We start from the raw sequence: 17,262 nt of genomic DNA, 5'->3' as shown, positions 1-17,262 counted from the left end.
GGCTTATATCGCTATATTATTGCAATAGTTACAGTGCTCTCTTTTGAGTTCAATCCGCACTATTCTGATAAAGTCGATAAACAACTTGCCCGGCAACTTTCTCTTTTAGCAGTTGCCAGTGGCTTGGCATTATTTGCGTATTATGATCAGTTTCCATCTCAACATATATTAAGGCATCATCCGTTAAACCTTTTTCATTTAACAATTGAGCTGCTTGTTGCGCTAAGCCCTTTCTAAAAGGCGGATCAATAAACACTAACGAATAACTCTGTTGGTTATTGTGTAAAAAATCTAAAGCATTTTGCTGAATAACTTGAATATTATCTGCTTTGAGAAGTGCTTTATTGTCTTTTAACAGCTGGGCTGCAAGTTTATTTAATTCGACTAATGTTACAGCGCTAGCACCACGTGATATGGCTTCAAAGCCTAATCCGCCAGACCCGGCAAAGCAATCTAAGCAATTAGCGTCTTGAATATAAGGCATTAGCCAATTAAATACGGTTTCTTTCACTCTATCAGTGGTTGGCCGTAAACCATCTGCCATTAATACGGGCAATTTTCGCCCACGAAATTGACCTGCAATGATGCGAATTTGGCCTTTAGGGGCATTTTTATCAGATTGTTTTTTGACTTTGCTCATAACTTAAACAGCTTTTGTTTTTTGTCGGCAGGTTAGGTGATACTATATCGATAATTTTATCCTTGTTTACTCACGAATACCAACTTGATCTTATGAATTGTTCACCTTTGAACCTATTCTAGTCAAATGATTTTAGTAGTAAACTCATACATCCAACTAATATTGTAAATACATTTATGTCGAAGAAAAAAGGTATGTTTTCCTGGTTAGGTCTGGGTAATAAAGAACAAGAAAAAGCGACTTCAGAAGCTGAAAGCGATGTTGAACAAGGCATTGAAGACGTTGAGCAATCTATCGAGAATGAAGCGCAAGTAACAACCACTGCAGCTGTTGATGAAAAACCACTTGCTGAATTTAGCGTGCCACCATTAGCGGAAGTAGTTGCAATTGATGGGGCTGTTGTTGAAGAATTTCCTGCAGAGCCAGAGCCAGAGCCAGAGCCAGAGCCAGAGCCAGAGCCAGAGCCAAAAGCTGGCTTTTTCACACGCTTAAAGCAAAGTTTAACAAAAACACGCCAAAACTTGGGCGGCGGACTTGTCAGTTTATTTAGTGGTAAAAAAATAGACGAAGAATTATTCGAAGAACTCGAAACGCATTTATTACTCGCCGATGTGGGGGTAGAAACAACAACTAAAATTATCAATTCATTAACAGAGTCAGCATCTCGTCGTGATTTAAAAGATGCCGAAGCATTATATGAACTATTAAAAATTGAGCTTAAAAAAATTATTGAACCGGTGACCCAGCCGTTAGAAATTGACTCAACCAATGGCCCTTTTGTCATTTTAATGGTTGGCGTTAATGGTGTGGGTAAAACTACCACCATTGGTAAGCTAGCTAAACAATTTCAAGCAGAAGGCAAATCGGTAATGTTAGCTGCGGGCGATACTTTCCGTGCAGCGGCTGTTGAACAATTACAAGTATGGGGCGAGCGAAACGACATTCCAGTGGTTGCTCAACATACGGGTGCTGATAGTGCCTCGGTTATATTTGATGCTATTAGTGCTGCAAAAGCACGTGGTGTTGATGTGCTTATTGCCGACACTGCAGGGCGTTTGCAAAATAAAAGTCATTTAATGGAAGAACTTAAAAAAGTTGTTCGTGTTATGAAAAAGCTCGATGTTAATGCACCGCATGAAGTGATGTTAACGCTGGATGCTGGTACAGGGCAAAATGCGCTAAGCCAAACTAAACTTTTTAACGAAGCCGTAGGCTTAACAGGTTTAACCTTGACCAAGCTCGATGGTACTGCAAAGGGCGGTGTTGTTTTTGCTGTCGCAGACAAGCATGCTATTCCAATTCGCTATCTAGGTGTTGGAGAAGGTATCGACGATTTAAGACCATTTAATGGCAATGACTTTATCGAAGCATTATTTACTCACGAAGCATAAGAAAGATAAGATTTAATATGATCCGATTTAATGACGTTAGCAAAACTTATCCAGGAGGATTTTTAGCACTTAAAAAAGTGAGCTTTACTATTGCTCCCGGTGAAATGGCGTTTTTAACGGGTCACTCTGGGGCAGGTAAAAGTACTTTATTGAAGCTCATGAGTATGATGGAAAAGCCCAGTACTGGAAGCATTGAAATAAACGGCACTGAATTATCTACTATTAAATACTCACAAATACCTTATGTTCGACGGGGTATTGGCATGATATTTCAAAATCATAATCTATTAGCCGATCGCACCGTATTTGAAAACGTAGCACTCCCCCTGATTATTGAAGGTTACAGCCAAAAAGAAACGCGTAAACGTGTTGAGGCCGCGCTTGATAAAGTTCATTTAACCAGTAAATTAAAGTGTTTTCCGAATATGCTTTCAGGTGGGGAGCAACAGCGTGTAGGCATTGCACGAGCTATTGTTAACAAGCCCCCCATTTTATTAGCCGATGAGCCAACGGGTAATTTAGACCCGAAATTGTCGTTAGATATTATCCGGTTATTTGAAGAGTTCAACGATATGGGCGTTAGTGTACTCATTGCTACTCATGATCTAGGGCTTATTGCTCGAATGAAATATAGAACACTCACCCTAAAGCAAGGTCATATGATTACCGATGGTATTGTTGATGGGCTACAAGCAATGGGTGAACACAATGGCAGCTAACGACACGCGCCATAAAGGCCAACACTTAAACTGGACTGCACGCTTTACCGATAGGGTACTAAGGCACTTACAACAAGCAATAGGTAGCTTAGGTGACTTGTGGCGCACACCTTTTACCTCGGTGATGACGGTGCTTGTTTTAGGTATTAGCTTAACCTTACCCGCAACTTTACATTTATTTGTTAAAAACACTCAAACGGTTACGGATCAGTGGGACTCTGCCTCCGAAATCACTTTGTTTTTAAAACTATCGACTCCTGATAAAGCAGCACAAAGCCTTGTACAACGTATTCAGCTTTACCCTGAAGTAGCTAATGTTGTTTATATTTCGGCTGAACAGGCATTAACGGAATTTAAGATCAGCTCTGGTTTTGGTCAAGCCTTAGAATATTTAGATGATAATCCCTTACCTGCAACATTATTAGTCACGCCTACACAGCGTTTTAGCCAAGCCCAAGCTGCTCGAGAATTGTTACTTAAATTAGAGCAAGAACGTGGTGTTGACCAAGGTAAGCTCGATTTAGAATGGTTAACGCGCTTGCAAGCTATGGCGGAGCTCATTGAAGACGTTGTGCTTGGTATTGCACTATTATTATGTTTGTCAGTGGTTTTAATTATTGGCAATACTATTCGCTTGGCAATACTTCATCAAAAAGATGCGATAGCGGTAATGAAATTAGTGGGCGCGACCGACAGCTTTATACAACGACCCTTCTTATATGCGGGTGTATGGTATGGAGTATTAGGTGGCTTTGTCGCCAGTATTTGTGTGGCTATTTTAGCCAGCTATCTTTCTGGCGCATTACGTCAGCTAACCGACCTATACCAAAGCCAATTTGTACTGGCAGGCTTATCTTTTAATGAATTAATTATTTTGCAGTCGACCGCTATTGGCCTAGGTTTATTGGGTAGCTTTATTTCTGTACGACAACATATACGAGCGATTGAACCAACTGCAGATTAGTTGTTATGGTTTTATAAGTCTTTGCAGGCTTTATATCACCTTGTTATTAATGCTAATTTTGATATTGGTGACAAAGTTTAACAGTTTGTTGACAAAAAAATTGAAAGAGAGTGTTGTTTACCACTGTCTTCTAAGCTAATGTTGACCTATTAAAGTCGTGATGATCGGTCATACACCCCTATTATTTACCACTAAATCTGTATCTTGAGGTGGTTTGCGTAAATATGTTATTATCACGAGTAGATTAGATTTAGATAGAGGAGTTATTAAATGAGTGAATCAATGCAATCAATGGCGTTAACTGTTCCTAAAAGTGGCAGCATTGAAGCATACGTGCAATCTTCGTATAGCATTCCAATGCTGACGGCGGAAAAAGAGCATGAGTTAGCAACTCGTTTATATTCTGAAAATGATTTAAAAGCGGCACAAGAATTAATTATGTCGCATCTTCGTTTTGTTATTCATGTTGCTAAAGGCTATGCAGGCTACGGCTTACCACAAGCTGATTTAATTCAGGAAGGTAATATCGGACTGATGAAAGCGGTAAAACGTTTTAATCCTGAAGTTGGTGTTCGCCTAGTATCTTTTGCTGTGCACTGGATTAAAGCTGAAATTCATGAGTTTGTACTAAAAAACTGGCGCATAGTTAAAGTTGCTACAACTAAAGCACAACGAAAATTATTTTTTAACTTACGTAAAAATAAAAAGCGTTTAGGTTGGTTTAGTCATGAAGAAGTTAGTAACGTAGCTGAAACACTTGGTGTTACGACTAAAGATGTTTTGGAAATGGAATCTCGTATGAGTAACCAGGACCAAGCCTTTGAGTTATCAACTGACGATGATGATAACGCTAGTGCAAGCACATATTCTCCAGCGCAATATCTAGAAGATAAGCAATCTGATCTTGCTACAGAAGTAGAAGATTCGAACTGGGAGCAACATGCTAATAAAAGGCTAAGTAATGCCTTAGTTGGTCTTGACGATCGCAGCCAAGATATTATTCGTACTCGTTGGTTACTTGATGATAAGTCAACTTTACAAGAGTTAGCGAATAAATATGAAATATCAGCTGAACGTGTTCGCCAATTAGAGAAAAATGCACTGGCGAAATTAAAAGGTGCAATGGCTACATAGCTTGAAAATCTATTTATTTTAAACCGGCTTCTGCCGGTTTTTTTATGTCCAAAATTAATCTAAACAAGTATAAATAACTTACACTTGAACTAATGGATTAAGCTATTAGTTCAAGTGTTTTTTATCACTAACCTCTTAATAAATTAACTTAATGCGATGGATGACATTGAATAAATTACGCTAAGGTCTAGCTAATCAATTTTATTTTGTTAGACTAGTCGTATAAAAATAATACTAATAATAAAAAAACGGAATTTACACCATGGTATTTCCTGCGACGGAAACTACACAAGCGGTACGTCAACTTCCTAGATTAAAGCGGTTACTTAATAAATATCGACAAATTAAAACCATGCAATCAGGGTTGTTACAACTGTCTGAATTAGCCAGTTCAATAACTGATATGAATGCATTTTATCACGCCCTTGAATCCGTAATTAAAACCTTGTTGGTTACTGACAGTTTTCATATAGCCCTTTTAAACTCATCTGACGAATTACAATTAACTCATTGTCATAACCCATTAGAAAAAGGTTTGTGCGAACAAGTTGATCTCACTCATTGGCGAAAAAGCCTTTCGGGGTTAGTGTTATTGCGTCAACAGCCAGTTCATTGCTCGGAAAGTATGCGATTAAACCTTGCGAACGCTGATGAAATTGTATTGTATGGCTCCGAATTTAAAGACTGGTTAGGTGTGCCACTTAAAAGAAACGGAAATATTATTGGTGTTATCGCCTTACAAAGTTACGATGAGGCACTAAGTTTTTCTGCAAGAGATTGTCAAATATTAGAAGGTATTGCTGAACATTTAGTTACAGCAATCGATCGTGTTCGCAGTAGAGAGTTATTAACGTCAAGTATTCACCAACGCACAGTTAAATTAACGCAAACGAATCAGCAATTACAGAGTGAAATTGCTGAAAGACAGTTAGCGGTTAGAGCGCATCAAGTCTTACTTAATATTTCTGAGCTAACGGCTAAATCATATGATATAGACGAGTTTTATCAAGCATTGCATAGAGAAGTAAGTAAACTTTTACCAGCCAAAAATTTTTATATTGCACTATTGTCAGATGATAAAAGTCAATTAGCGTTTCCCTATTATTGTGATGAAAAATTAGCACAACCAAAAACACGCAAACTTAGTGACGGTCTTTCCGAAATGCCAATAAAAACGGGCAAACCGATACTGCTGAGTGATGGAATGATATACACATTAGCAGAGCAAGGTGAAGTTACTCAATCTGCGTTTACTCAACCCTATCCTGAAGATAAATTACCTCAGGCTTTTTTGGCCGCACCGTTATCTGACCATGGTGAAGTTTTTGGTGTTATAGCCATTCAACATTATCAAGATAAAGATGCTTATCAGAATAAAGATCTTGAGTTACTTCGATTTGTTAGTCACCATATTGCGATTGAGATTATACGACAAAAAGTTCAACAACAAGCGCTACAAAGCCATGAAGCACTTGAGAAAATTATTAATAAACGTACAGAGGAACTGCAAGCAACTAACCTAAATTTGCGTATGCAAATTGAAGAAAGACGAAAAGCAGAAGCGCGTTTATATCATGAAGCTCATCACGATGCCTTAACAGAGCTACCCAATCGAGCAATGTTTTCAGATCGATTAACCTATACTATTCGACACTTAAAACGTCATCCAAATCATAGGTTTGCAGTTTTGTTTATTGATTTAGATCGATTTAAGATGATTAATGACACCTTGGGACATCATGCTGGTGATCAGTTCTTAATTGAAATTTCAAGAAGGTTACGAGATTGTGTTCGTGATAATGATATTTTGGCAAGATTAGGTGGCGATGAGTTTGTCGTGTTACTTGATTCGTTGCAATCACCTGATGATATTGAAGAAATTGCTACTCGTATCATCACATCAATTGCACAACCCTTTGAACTTAATGGTCATACCTTATATTCAAACGCCAGCATAGGTATCGCGCAAAGTCGCGTTAGCTATAAAGATGCTAATGAAATACTACGTGATGCTGATGCGGCTATGTATCAAGCAAAAAGTTTAGGTCGCGGTCGATACGTTTTCTTTGATGATAGTATGCGGGAAAAAATCATTGCTAGCATGACGCTTGAACAAGAGCTTAGACAGGCAATAAAAAGCAAAGAGTTTGAATTACATTATCAAAAAATTTCAGATTTAAGCTCAACAAAAACTTTAGGTTTTGAAGTGCTTTTACGTTGGAATCATCCAACTAAAGGCTTATTAACACCTAGTGAGTTTCTTTTTATGGCAGAAGAAACTGGTATGATTTTGGATATAGAAACATGGGTTATTGAAGAAGTTTGTGCGCAACTAAAACTGTGGAAACAATCTGAAGAATATAAACATGCTTATATTGGTATTAATCTCTCAGGACGTCATTTAATACAAGCGAATCAATTAACCAAGCTGATGGGACTGATTAGCAATAATACCATAGAGCCAGAGCGACTTATTTTGGAATTTAACGAGTCTGCTTTTTCTCGACATACCGAATTAGCACTTAAGGGTTTACGAAAACTTAAAGAGTTTGGTGTTAAATTAGCTTTAGATGATTACGGTGCAGGCTTATCCTCTTTTAATTTTTTACATAACTATCCGTTTGAGTTTATTAAACTCGACCGTAGCTTTATCCGTTCGATAAACAAAAGTGATAAAAACCTTTCATTAGTGAAAGCGTTACATGAATTAGGTACAAAATTTGGCTACCGTTTAGTGGCTGAAGGTATTGAGTCTGAAGTTATGTTGAAAAAGCTGCAAAATGTAGGTTGTGAATTTGGCCAGGGTTATCATATTAGCCGACCAGGAAAAATCGAAAAAGCTAAAGTTGAGAATAATGTTGTTGCTATGTATCGAGCATAGCAACCCACTAACATTGAAACTCTTAGCCTTTATGGAAATATCCTTCGATGCGTAATGCAATACCAGGGGTTGTGGTATAGTTTTTATCTTCTGGAAACTCTAAAAAAGGCTCTATTTCAAAAAATAGCCATTCTCTTAGGGCATTAAAACGATATCTATAACCTAAAGTATAATTATCAACGACAAACCCTCGTTCGCCGTTACGCTCACCCTCTACTTGTAAGCTAATAACTGAAGCTGTGGTTTCGTTGATTTGATGTAATTTGTAAAATCCATGTTTCCAACGAATACCACTAAACTCTGCCGAACCTCGGATGCTGTAGTTAATGCGAAATTGAGATTTTTTACTTAACTGGTAATCATACTCGAGTAAAAGCTTAGCGCCGAGACCTTCGTCGAGAAAGTAATAGAGTGACGGTTCAACTAAGAAGCTTTGTGTTGGGCTCAAGTCGAAACGACGCTTATGTTTTGCTCTAACAAATATGTCACCGCCTGAAATACCTAAGCGATAGTTCATCAAGCGATCATCTCTTTTTTCTTGGGTATAGTTTAAGGCTAAAGAGAATTTTTCTTCTTCAACACTCGAATTTGTGTTTGCCGACTCTAAAGGTAAGTTATTGAGTTGATCATCTGCTTCATCAGAGAGTACTAAACTTACTCTATCTTGAAAATGCGGTAACTTAACCCGTATGCGAAAGCGGGTTTTTACCTCGCTCCAGTCACGACTTTTTGGCAACCAGGCAAAACGAATTTTTGCGGTTGTTGTTGGATTTTGTTGTTCTTCACTATCATTTGCGATAAAAAAGCTATCAAACCATTGCGCAGATTGATAAACGGAATCAGAAACCGTTTCATGCAATCCTTGCATCCAGTGATCATCTTTTTGATCAACATGCGCTTTTTCTTCTTGTGAAGTGAAAGCTTGTGCTGAATTTGCAAACACAAAGTAAAAAAATACTAGGCATAAATGCCAATAACATCGATTTTTACAATACATTCTTATCAAATTTTGTTTTACCTAGACATTTAGCATATCAGTTGGTGATTTTATTTCTATAAACTTTATAATGAATTCAATTAAATTATAGGAGTTTTTTTATGGGCGGTATAAGTATTTGGCAATTATTAATTATTGCAGTGATTGTTGTGTTGTTATTTGGCACTAAAAAATTACGTAATTTAGGCACTGATTTAGGTTCAGCAATCAAAGGCTTTAAAGGTGCTGTTTCTGATGAACCCGCTAAAAAAGACCAAGCTTCAGAAGAAGATTCTACTTCAAGTGATAGTTTAGGTGATAAAACAGCAAGTAAGAGCGCTGTGGATGAAAAAGAGAAAGATAAAGTCTAATGTTTGATATTGGCTTTTGGGAATTATCATTAATCGCGATTATTGGCCTTGTGGTTCTCGGCCCAGAGCGATTGCCCGTTGCAATTCGAACCGTTAGGGGTTGGATCGCGAGTATTCGTGGTTTTAGTGAAAGCGTTAAAAACGAACTCACTGAAGAGTTGCGTATTCAAGAATTGCATGCAAATTTAAAGAAAGCTGAACAATCAGGCATGAAGGATCTGTCGCCAGAAATTGAGGCTTCTGTAAAGTCTCTAAAAGAAGCGGCAGAAATGGTAAATAATCCCTATCAAACAGCTGAACAGTCAATAAAGTCTAAAGATGATATTGATAAGCTAAATGATAATAAAGATGAAAAGCAGACTAAATGAGTTCAACTGCTAAGCAAAACCACACATTATTTGATCATCTATTAGAACTAAGAACACGGCTATTACACGCCGTGCTAGGTGTTCTCGTTGTTTTTTGTTCGTTAATCTACTTCGCTCAAGATATTTATCAATATGTTGCACAGCCGCTTTTGGCTGTGATGCCTGAAGGGACACAAATGATCGCTACTGACGTAGCATCACCTTTCTTTACACCGTTTAAACTGACCATAGTCTTATCAATATTTATTACTATGCCTTACATTTTGTATCAGTTGTGGTCATTTATTGCACCTGGTTTGTATAAAAACGAAAAGCGCTTAATTGCGCCTTTAATGTTTGGTAGTACGCTATTGTTTTATGGTGGTATTGCATTTGCTTACTACGTGGTATTTCCAGTAGCTTTTACATTCTTTTCATCGGTCGCACCCGATGGCGTTACCATAGCCACGGACATCAGTAGCTACTTAGATTTCGTGTTAAAACTATTTTTTGCTTTTGGCGCGGCATTTGAAATTCCAATTGCCATCATATTATTGTGTTGGACAGGCGTAACAACCCCAGAAAGCTTACGGACTAAACGCCCTTATATTGTTGTTGGTGCCTTTATTGTTGGTATGTTGCTAACTCCCCCTGATATTATTTCTCAAACCATGTTGGCAGTACCTATGTTGTTGCTATTTGAGCTAGGCATTATTATCGCTTCGCTTTATTACAAAGAAACAGCAGAGCCAGAGGATATAAAATAGTGCAGAGAACTTCGCTTATAATCTTGTTTTTTTTTGACTGCTTAGTTAAGCCAGTCATTAATATTATTGGTGTTATAGTCGAAGCCTTCAATATGCTTAAATCCACAGAATATGATGATATGTATTTAAGTAAAGAGTTTGTTTTTTGATTGATATTGGAGTTAACTTAACCAACGCGCGTTTTGATAAGGACCGTGAAGAAGTGCTTATGCGTGCTAAACAGGCAAATGTAAGTGCCATGGTTATTACGGGGACCAATCTTGAAGAAAGTCAGCAGGCTATAAAACTTTGCCAACAACATCCTGATTATTTATATAGTACTGTTGGTATTCACCCGCACGATGCTGATAACGCTGCATTAAACTTTCAAGACAAATTGGGTGTTTTAGCTGCAAACTCCTGTGTTAAAGCCATTGGTGAATGTGGATTAGATTTTAATCGCAACTTTTCAACTGCAGCAAACCAAAAAAATGTTTTTACTCAGCAAGTGATCTTAGCATCAGAACTGCAATTGCCTTTATTCTTGCATCAAAGAGATGCCTTTGAACCTTGGTTTGAAATATTAAGACCTTATTTTTCTCGAATTCCAGCCATGGTTTCTCATTGTTTTACTGGTAATCAACGAGAATTAGAACAATGTTTATCGGCTAATATGTATATTGGAATTACGGGTTGGCTTTGTGATGAGCGAAGAGGACAGCAGTTACGCGATATTGTTTCTTTAATTCCATTAGATAGACTAATGATAGAAACTGATGCACCTTATTTAACGCCAAGAAATATTCGTCCCAAGCCTAAAAGTAGCCGAAATGAACCCAGTTATTTACCTTATATTGTGACGGTTTTAGCCGAATTAATGAATTACAGTGAGCAGGAAATAATTAAACAAACTAAGCTTAACTCTGACACCTTTTTTAGTTTAAGTACTAACAATGCGTAATGTAATTAACAGCCTAATTTTTTGTCTTATTACACTATTTACCAGTTTTGGGGTAATGGCTCATGGTACTCATTTAGTGGCAAAAACGAGTGTGCTGTTGCAATTGCATATACAACATATTTTTATTGGTAGTAGCCTAATTTTACTCTTGATGTGCTTTACATGGGCTAAAGCTTCACGCAGTTACAGTGTGGCGACATTAGCGTTATTCTTTACTGTAAAATCATTGAGTATTTTAGTTGCTGGGGGGATTTCATTACTCGCATTATTGACCAATAACCTATATTTCTTCAATGTTGAGAGTATTTTACTCGCTAACTTATCTAACATTATATTTTTTATTTTTACGATTAAGTTATTTGCACTCAAAAAAGATGAGCATAATAGTTATCAATTATTGCTGCGCTTATCAATTATTATCGCACTGATAGTGCCCTTAAGTTTTCTGTTTAGCCCTAATCATACTTGGCTATTAACGCAAATTTCTACCAGTATTAGTTTACTTGCATTACTGTATGTCACCAAATGTGAAAAGACAGTAAACGTTGACCTACTGAAAATATTCTCATTAATCCTCATTGTACAATTAAGCTTTAATGTTTTGGCTTATTTACTCTATTATCTTAGTTTTTCTGCCCATATTATTAACTGTGTAGATATGAGCGCTTTTTGGGTTATGGCCATCATGGTTACGTATTTGATGGGACATACATACTTCTGTCAATTACGTGATGAAAAGTTAGCTCAGCAACAGGTTATGTCGAGCGTAAAAACCTCTGAATTAGCACAGAAAGAGCTACAAATTTTGCAGGATGAAAGCCAAGAGCAATTAGAGAGTCGAGTTCAAGAAAGAACGTTAGAGTTAAATATAGCTTTACAAGAATTAGAAGCGGTTAATCAAGAGCTAAAAGAAAAGAACACTCTTGATGATTTATCAGGACTTTATAATCGTCGTTATTACGATCAAAAAATAGTGGCTGAATTTAGACGTAGCCGCCGTAACTTAACGCCATTAAGTATTATCTTAGTCGATATTGATCACTTTAAGAATGTAAACGATAGCTTTGGTCATTTAGCCGGTGATAAATGCATTGTAGAAGTAGCTAGCATGATTAAATCACTATTACGGAGAAGCTCTGATGTCGGCTGCCGATATGGTGGCGAAGAGTTTTGCTTAATTCTGCCCGAAACCGATGATAAAGGCGCTTTAGCACTAGCTCAAGAGATATGTGAAAATGTACGACAGCAACAGGTTTATAATAATGAAAACGTTATTAAATTAACCGTAAGCTGTGGTGTTACCACTTATCAGCAAGAGAAAGAAATTACACCAGAAATTATTTTTGAGTATGTCGATAAAGCACTCTATAAAGCAAAAGCCGCTGGTCGAGATCAAGTACAAGTTATGCCAATTGAAAAAATAAACCTGTCGAGTTAGCGCATCTTAAAAAAATCTAGTGTGCCGTATCGTTCTATATTTTGCGCGATTCATTAATTCTGTTGGTATGAATAAAATTTACATTGTTATAGGAAATAAGTATGAACAACGTCTTTGGTCAATATCCTGCCCGTCGAATGCGCCGTATGCGCTCTGATGACTTTTCACGACGTTTAATGTCTGAGCATCAGCTTACGGTTAATGATTTAATCTATCCAGTATTTGTTTTAGAGGGTGAAAACCAGTGTGAAATTATTGAGTCAATGCCGGGAGTAGAGCGCAAAAGTATTGATTTACTATTGGCAGAGTGTCAAGAATTAACCGACTTAGGCGTACCCGCCATTGCTATTTTTCCTGTCACACCCGCAGATAAAAAGTCACTGTTGGCAGAAGAAGCCTATAATCCTGACGGTTTAGCTCAGCGAACTGTTCGCGCGGTAAAAGAAAAATTTCCAAGTTTAGGGGTGATCACAGACGTTGCCTTAGACCCTTTCACTACTCATGGCCAAGATGGCATTATTGATGAGCACGGCTATGTGCTTAACGATATAACTAAAGATATATTAGTTAAACAAGCGTTATCTCATGCACAAGCAGGTGCCGATATTGTTGCTCCTTCCGATATGATGGATGGCCGTATAAGCGCTATTCGAAAAATGTTAGAAACGCATCATTATGTCAATACTAAAATACTGGCTTATTCAGCTAAATATGCGTCGAGTTATTATGGTCCATTTCGTGATGCGGTGGGTTCTGCGGGTAATATTAAAGGTGGTAATAAGTTTTCTTATCAAATGGACCCAGCGAACAGTAATGAAGCACTTCATGAAGTCGCACAAGATATTCATGAAGGCGCAGATATGGTGATGATTAAGCCAGGTATGCCTTATTTAGACGTGGTTCGCCGAGTAAAAGACACCTTTCAAGTGCCAACTTATGCGTATCAAGTCAGTGGCGAATATGCCATGCATATGGCTGCTATTCAAAATGGTTGGTTGGCAGAAAAGCCTTGCGTAATGGAAGGTTTATTGGCCTTTAAACGCGCGGGTGCTGACGGAATTTTAACTTACTTTGCTAAGCAAGTTGCGCGTTGGTTAAAAGAAGAGCAAAAAACATAAAGTACGACAGTATTTGATGCTTTATGAGTAACTGATATATAAATGCCGTGATAAAAATATTACGGCTTTTTTATCTCAAAATTTTCATAATTATTGCTGTTTTCGTAAAGTATCTATTACTTGAACAGCGTATAACTTAACTGGAAAGAGTTTTTTGTCTTAGCATTCCGTGATGCCTAATCTACGACTTACTTATCGCACATTATATTCAAACCATAACCGAGTTTAGCAATATGGTGATTCTCTTGCTTTAATTCGTCATGGATCAGTGTGTGCTCAATCAGCCAAGCTCGCGGTAAATGTAACTGTAATACATGATCGTTTAGCGATACACGATAGTTTGGCCAGTCATCGTCTTTACGGCGATGACACAACTTTATAGCTAAACGCAGAATAATTAATAATTTCTTAGCCGTTTCAAGGTCAATCGCCGATTGTTGCTCAATGATTGCGAGTTTTATGTCCCCTTTATAAAGCGAGACAAAGCTAACCAGTAATTGTCTATCTGATTGACTAAAGCCAGCTAAATCAGCATGATTTAAAATATAAGCACTATGTTGCTGATGATATTTATATGCCAATAACAAGCCTATTTCATGCAAATCAGCGCTGGCCAATAATAGTGCTAATGCATTTTCGTCAGGTAATGACCAAATAGATTTAAGTTGTGAAAATATAGTTTTTATTTGTCGTTTTACATTATTAGCATGTAGCTGATCAATATGAAAACGCTGGCTTAAAGAACTGATAGTGCGTTGGCGAATATTGGTTTTATGGCTGTTAGGTAGCATTTCATATAACAAGCCTTCACGTAATGCTCCGCTAGAAAGTGTTAACTCTTTGATCGACAATTGCTGAAACAAAGCAATTAAAATAGCTAACCCACTAGCAATAACAGGACTTCTTTCTATCGATAGTCCTGCAATGTTAATGTTGTTAATAAGATCAAAATCAAGTATTTGTGTTTTAACTTGATAGAGATATTCTAATGAAATAATACTCGGTTTATGTTGATAAATTAGCATTTCTGCTAATGCTTGCATGGTACCTGAACCACCGAGTACACATTGCCAACCAATGTCGACAAAGTCTTGTTTTATAGATGAAATAGCGAGTTCAGCGGCAGATATGGCTTGCTTGAAGTTTTCTTCTGAAAGCGTTCCATTTGGAAAGTATTGTTGATTAAAAGTAACGCAGCCTATATCAAGACTATGGGCTTTTTTAACGGTAAAACCTCGACCAACAATGAGCTCAGTACTGGCACCACCAATATCTAACACTAAACGTTTATTAGCACTTGAACTTGTGTGGGCTACGCCAAGGTATATATGTTCCGCTTCAGCAATACCGCTTAATAGTGTCACAGGAAGGTTTAATATCGCTTCGGCTTTGGTAATAAAATCAGCGCGATTATTCGCTAGTCTTAACGTTGCGGTAGCAACTATGCGGATGTTTTGAACAGGAATATCTTGCAAGCGTTCGGCAAAAAAGCGTAAACATTCTAAGCCTTTTGCCATGGCTTGCTCAGACAATATGTTTTGTTCATTCAAGCCAGCGGCAAGGCGAACTTTACGCTTAACTTTGTCAACAACTTGCACGCTATCGGCAAGTTGTCGCGTAATTAACATATGGAAGCTATTAGAGCCTAAATCGACCACAGCATATAGAGGTGATAAAGTCTCCATGGAAGTGGTCGTCATTAACTAACTGTTCCTTTGAGGCCTATTACTTGAACTACGGCTACGGTTTTGGCCACCATTGTGAGGTTTATGGCGACGTGGACGTGGCTTAGGTCTAGGTAAGTCGGTTAACAATGCTTCGTGATCATATTTACTGACCGGTAATGCATGGTCGATATAAGTTTCAATCGCTGGCAAATTAAAAACATATTGCTCACAAGCTAAACTAATAGCATGACCAGAAGCACCGGCTCGGCCTGTTCTTCCAATACGATGAACATAATCTTCGCAATCGTCTGGCAAGTCGTAGTTAAATACATGCGTAACAGCAGGAATATGTAAACCACGAGCTGCAACATCGGTAGCAACTAGCACGTCTAATTCACCGGCCGTAAATTGCTCTAAAATTTTCAAACGTTTCTTTTGAATAACATCGCCCGTAAGCATGCCAACGCGAATTTTATCTGCTTCTAGGTGCGCATGAATTTTTTCACAAACATGTTTAGTGTTGGCAAAAATAATAGCTTTGTCAGGCCAGTCTTCTTCAATCAGTGTTTGTAGTAAGCACATTTTATCTTCATTAGAAGGGTAAAATAATTCTTCACTGATACGAATATTAGTTTTTTGATCAGGTTCTACTTCAACACTTTCAGGATCATTCATGTGTTCAAAAGCTAACTCTTTAACACGAAATGATAAGGTTGCAGAATACAACATGCTCAAACGTTCAGTAGCAGCAGGCATTTTATTGAACATATAGCGAATGTCTTTAATAAAGCCTAGATCGAACATACGATCAGCTTCATCTAATACAACGACTTCAATATTACTAAGGTTATAAATACCTTGTTTCAAGTAATCAAGTAAGCGACCACAAGTGCCGATTAAAATATCTACACCTTGTTCAAGTTCTAAACGCTGACTTTCATAACCTTCACCGCCATAAACACAGCCGAGGCGTAAACCCGTGCTTTTCGCCATTTCGAGCGCATCGCGATGAATTTGAATAGCAAGCTCACGTGTAGGCGCCATAATTAACGCACGTGGTTGATTATGGGTTACATCTTTTTTCTGTAATAAGTGATGAAATGTTGCCGCTAAAAAGGCAATTGTTTTACCTTCGCCAGTTTGTGCTTGACCGGCAATATCTTTGCCTGTCATCAGTATAGGTAAAGACTTTGCTTGAATTGCAGTGCAATATTCAAAGCCCATAGATTCGAGGCCGCTAACAACGGTAGGCTCGAGCTTAAGTTCCGAGAACTTTATTTCTGTTAAGTGTGTTTTTTTCATACCGCTAGCTTAACAGGTTACGCAATTAATAAAAATTAGATTCACATAAAAGCGACAATAAAATGATGGCTCTAGTTGATTTTTTAAATTTAATACACATAACTGTTATATATGATTTAAATTTAATACACATAACTGTTATATATGATTTAAATTTAATACACATAACTGTTATATACGATAGTTGGTAATTAGTTGTGATGAAGGTATAATCTTAACCAATTGGCTATAGGCCACCTTTAATGGAGATATAAATGAGCGATAAAATTGTTCAGTTAACTGATGATAGTTTTGACACAGATGTAATCAATGCATCAGGTCTAATCCTTGTTGATTTTTGGGCTGAATGGTGTGGACCATGTAAAATGATCGCGCCATTGTTAAACGATGTAGCTGAAGAATATGCTGGTAAATTAACTATCGGTAAATTAAACATTGATCAAAATTCTAACACCCCACCTAAATACGGTATTCGTGGTATTCCTACCTTGTTACTGTTTAAAGATGGTGCTGTAGCCGATACGAAAGTTGGCGCTTTATCAAAAACTCAATTAAAAGAGTTTATTGATAACAATTTATAAAAAAAGGTCCGAATTATCGGACCTTT

The 17,262-nt window shown here is 37.5% G+C and carries 16 protein-coding genes; 12 read left to right on the top strand and 4 right to left on the bottom strand.

All coding sequences use genetic code 11. From position 1 onward, the window contains the following. Window positions 1-49: 49 nt before the first annotated feature. On the bottom strand, window positions 50-640 hold the full coding sequence (gene rsmD / locus H4J50_RS03440) for a 16S rRNA (guanine(966)-N(2))-methyltransferase RsmD (RefSeq protein ID WP_182254457.1): 591 nt from the start codon (window positions 638-640) through the stop codon (window positions 50-52). 176 nt (window positions 641-816) lie between these two features. Between rsmD and ftsY the strand changes: the two genes are divergently transcribed. The 5 genes from ftsY to H4J50_RS03415 all read left to right on the top strand — a co-directional run bounded on the left by ftsY (window position 817) and on the right by H4J50_RS03415 (window position 7,729). Further along, a complete protein-coding gene (gene ftsY, locus H4J50_RS03435) occupies window positions 817-2,031 on the top strand; it encodes a signal recognition particle-docking protein FtsY (protein WP_182254455.1) in 1,215 nt (404 codons plus the stop codon). A gap of 17 nt (window positions 2,032-2,048) precedes the next feature. Beyond that, complete coding sequence (ftsE, locus tag H4J50_RS03430) at window positions 2,049-2,750, top strand: cell division ATP-binding protein FtsE (RefSeq protein WP_108457604.1); 702 nt, start codon at window positions 2,049-2,051, stop codon at window positions 2,748-2,750. Beyond that, on the top strand, window positions 2,740-3,714 hold the full coding sequence (gene ftsX, locus H4J50_RS03425; protein WP_108457603.1) for a permease-like cell division protein FtsX: 975 nt from the start codon (window positions 2,740-2,742) through the stop codon (window positions 3,712-3,714). Before ftsE ends, ftsX begins: the two co-directional genes overlap by 11 nt. Before the next feature lie 270 nt (window positions 3,715-3,984). Then, the gene (gene rpoH, locus H4J50_RS03420) at window positions 3,985-4,848 is read left to right on the top strand and encodes an RNA polymerase sigma factor RpoH (protein WP_108457602.1); all 864 of its coding nucleotides are present in this window, start codon (window positions 3,985-3,987) and stop codon (window positions 4,846-4,848) included. 262 nt (window positions 4,849-5,110) lie between these two features. Beyond that, on the top strand, window positions 5,111-7,729 hold the full coding sequence (locus H4J50_RS03415) for an EAL domain-containing protein (RefSeq protein WP_108457601.1): 2,619 nt from the start codon (window positions 5,111-5,113) through the stop codon (window positions 7,727-7,729). A gap of 22 nt (window positions 7,730-7,751) precedes the next feature. On the opposite strand, the gene H4J50_RS03410 is transcribed toward H4J50_RS03415, so the two are convergent. Further along, on the bottom strand, window positions 7,752-8,672 hold the full coding sequence (locus H4J50_RS03410) for a hypothetical protein (RefSeq protein ID WP_182254453.1): 921 nt from the start codon (window positions 8,670-8,672) through the stop codon (window positions 7,752-7,754). 155 nt (window positions 8,673-8,827) lie between these two features. Between H4J50_RS03410 and tatA the strand changes: the two genes are divergently transcribed. From tatA to hemB, 6 genes are all read left to right on the top strand, one after another. Then, complete coding sequence (tatA, locus tag H4J50_RS03405) at window positions 8,828-9,076, top strand: Sec-independent protein translocase subunit TatA (protein ID WP_108457599.1); 249 nt, start codon at window positions 8,828-8,830, stop codon at window positions 9,074-9,076. Continuing rightward, the gene (tatB, locus tag H4J50_RS03400; protein WP_108457598.1) at window positions 9,076-9,444 is read left to right on the top strand and encodes a Sec-independent protein translocase protein TatB; all 369 of its coding nucleotides are present in this window, start codon (window positions 9,076-9,078) and stop codon (window positions 9,442-9,444) included. Before tatA ends, tatB begins: the two co-directional genes overlap by 1 nt. Continuing rightward, complete coding sequence (gene tatC / locus H4J50_RS03395) at window positions 9,441-10,190, top strand: twin-arginine translocase subunit TatC (RefSeq protein ID WP_182254451.1); 750 nt, start codon at window positions 9,441-9,443, stop codon at window positions 10,188-10,190. Before tatB ends, tatC begins: the two co-directional genes overlap by 4 nt. Before the next feature lie 145 nt (window positions 10,191-10,335). After that, complete coding sequence (locus H4J50_RS03390) at window positions 10,336-11,130, top strand: TatD family hydrolase (protein ID WP_108457596.1); 795 nt, start codon at window positions 10,336-10,338, stop codon at window positions 11,128-11,130. After that, complete coding sequence (locus H4J50_RS19550) at window positions 11,123-12,568, top strand: GGDEF domain-containing protein (protein WP_259366148.1); 1,446 nt, start codon at window positions 11,123-11,125, stop codon at window positions 12,566-12,568. The genes H4J50_RS03390 and H4J50_RS19550 overlap by 8 nt, the downstream gene beginning before the upstream one ends. Before the next feature lie 101 nt (window positions 12,569-12,669). Then, window positions 12,670-13,686, top strand: coding sequence for a porphobilinogen synthase (hemB, locus tag H4J50_RS03380; RefSeq protein ID WP_108457595.1), 1,017 nt, complete (start codon window positions 12,670-12,672; stop codon window positions 13,684-13,686). A gap of 188 nt (window positions 13,687-13,874) precedes the next feature. On the opposite strand, the gene H4J50_RS03375 is transcribed toward hemB, so the two are convergent. Further along, window positions 13,875-15,386 carry a guanosine-5'-triphosphate,3'-diphosphate pyrophosphatase gene (locus H4J50_RS03375; protein ID WP_182254449.1) on the bottom strand — a complete coding sequence of 504 codons (1,512 nt, stop codon included), beginning with the start codon at window positions 15,384-15,386 and terminating at the stop codon, window positions 13,875-13,877. 3 nt (window positions 15,387-15,389) lie between these two features. Continuing rightward, window positions 15,390-16,655, bottom strand: a complete 1,266-nt coding sequence (gene rhlB, locus H4J50_RS03370; RefSeq protein ID WP_108457593.1) for an ATP-dependent RNA helicase RhlB — start codon at window positions 16,653-16,655, stop codon at window positions 15,390-15,392. Window positions 16,656-16,909: 254 nt separating this feature from the next. Here rhlB and trxA point away from each other — a divergent pair, with 254 nt between their 5' ends. Then, window positions 16,910-17,236, top strand: a complete 327-nt coding sequence (gene trxA, locus H4J50_RS03365; protein WP_108457592.1) for a thioredoxin TrxA — start codon at window positions 16,910-16,912, stop codon at window positions 17,234-17,236. Window positions 17,237-17,262 lie beyond the last annotated feature (26 nt).

The sequence above is a fragment of the Colwellia sp. 6M3 genome, assembly GCF_014077595.1.
Classification (GTDB): domain Bacteria; phylum Pseudomonadota; class Gammaproteobacteria; order Enterobacterales; family Alteromonadaceae; genus Cognaticolwellia.
Note: the sequence above shows the minus strand (reverse complement) of the source record. Positions and strands in the feature narration are given on the sequence as shown.

Excerpts from the sequence above, each read along its gene's own strand:
- rsmD (WP_182254457.1), bottom strand. The coding sequence starts at position 640 with ATGAGCAAAGTCAAAAAACAATCTGATAAAAATGCCCCTAAAGGCCAA.
- ftsY (WP_182254455.1), top strand. The coding sequence starts at position 817 with ATGTCGAAGAAAAAAGGTATGTTTTCCTGGTTAGGTCTGGGTAATAAA.
- ftsE (WP_108457604.1), top strand. The coding sequence starts at position 2,049 with ATGATCCGATTTAATGACGTTAGCAAAACTTATCCAGGAGGATTTTTA.
- ftsX (WP_108457603.1), top strand. The coding sequence starts at position 2,740 with ATGGCAGCTAACGACACGCGCCATAAAGGCCAACACTTAAACTGGACT.
- rpoH (WP_108457602.1), top strand. The coding sequence starts at position 3,985 with ATGAGTGAATCAATGCAATCAATGGCGTTAACTGTTCCTAAAAGTGGC.
- H4J50_RS03415 (WP_108457601.1), top strand. The coding sequence starts at position 5,111 with ATGGTATTTCCTGCGACGGAAACTACACAAGCGGTACGTCAACTTCCT.
- tatA (WP_108457599.1), top strand. The coding sequence starts at position 8,828 with ATGGGCGGTATAAGTATTTGGCAATTATTAATTATTGCAGTGATTGTT.
- tatB (WP_108457598.1), top strand. The coding sequence starts at position 9,076 with ATGTTTGATATTGGCTTTTGGGAATTATCATTAATCGCGATTATTGGC.
- tatC (WP_182254451.1), top strand. The coding sequence starts at position 9,441 with ATGAGTTCAACTGCTAAGCAAAACCACACATTATTTGATCATCTATTA.
- H4J50_RS19550 (WP_259366148.1), top strand. The coding sequence starts at position 11,123 with ATGCGTAATGTAATTAACAGCCTAATTTTTTGTCTTATTACACTATTT.
- hemB (WP_108457595.1), top strand. The coding sequence starts at position 12,670 with ATGAACAACGTCTTTGGTCAATATCCTGCCCGTCGAATGCGCCGTATG.
- H4J50_RS03375 (WP_182254449.1), bottom strand. The coding sequence starts at position 15,386 with ATGACGACCACTTCCATGGAGACTTTATCACCTCTATATGCTGTGGTC.
- rhlB (WP_108457593.1), bottom strand. The coding sequence starts at position 16,655 with ATGAAAAAAACACACTTAACAGAAATAAAGTTCTCGGAACTTAAGCTC.
- trxA (WP_108457592.1), top strand. The coding sequence starts at position 16,910 with ATGAGCGATAAAATTGTTCAGTTAACTGATGATAGTTTTGACACAGAT.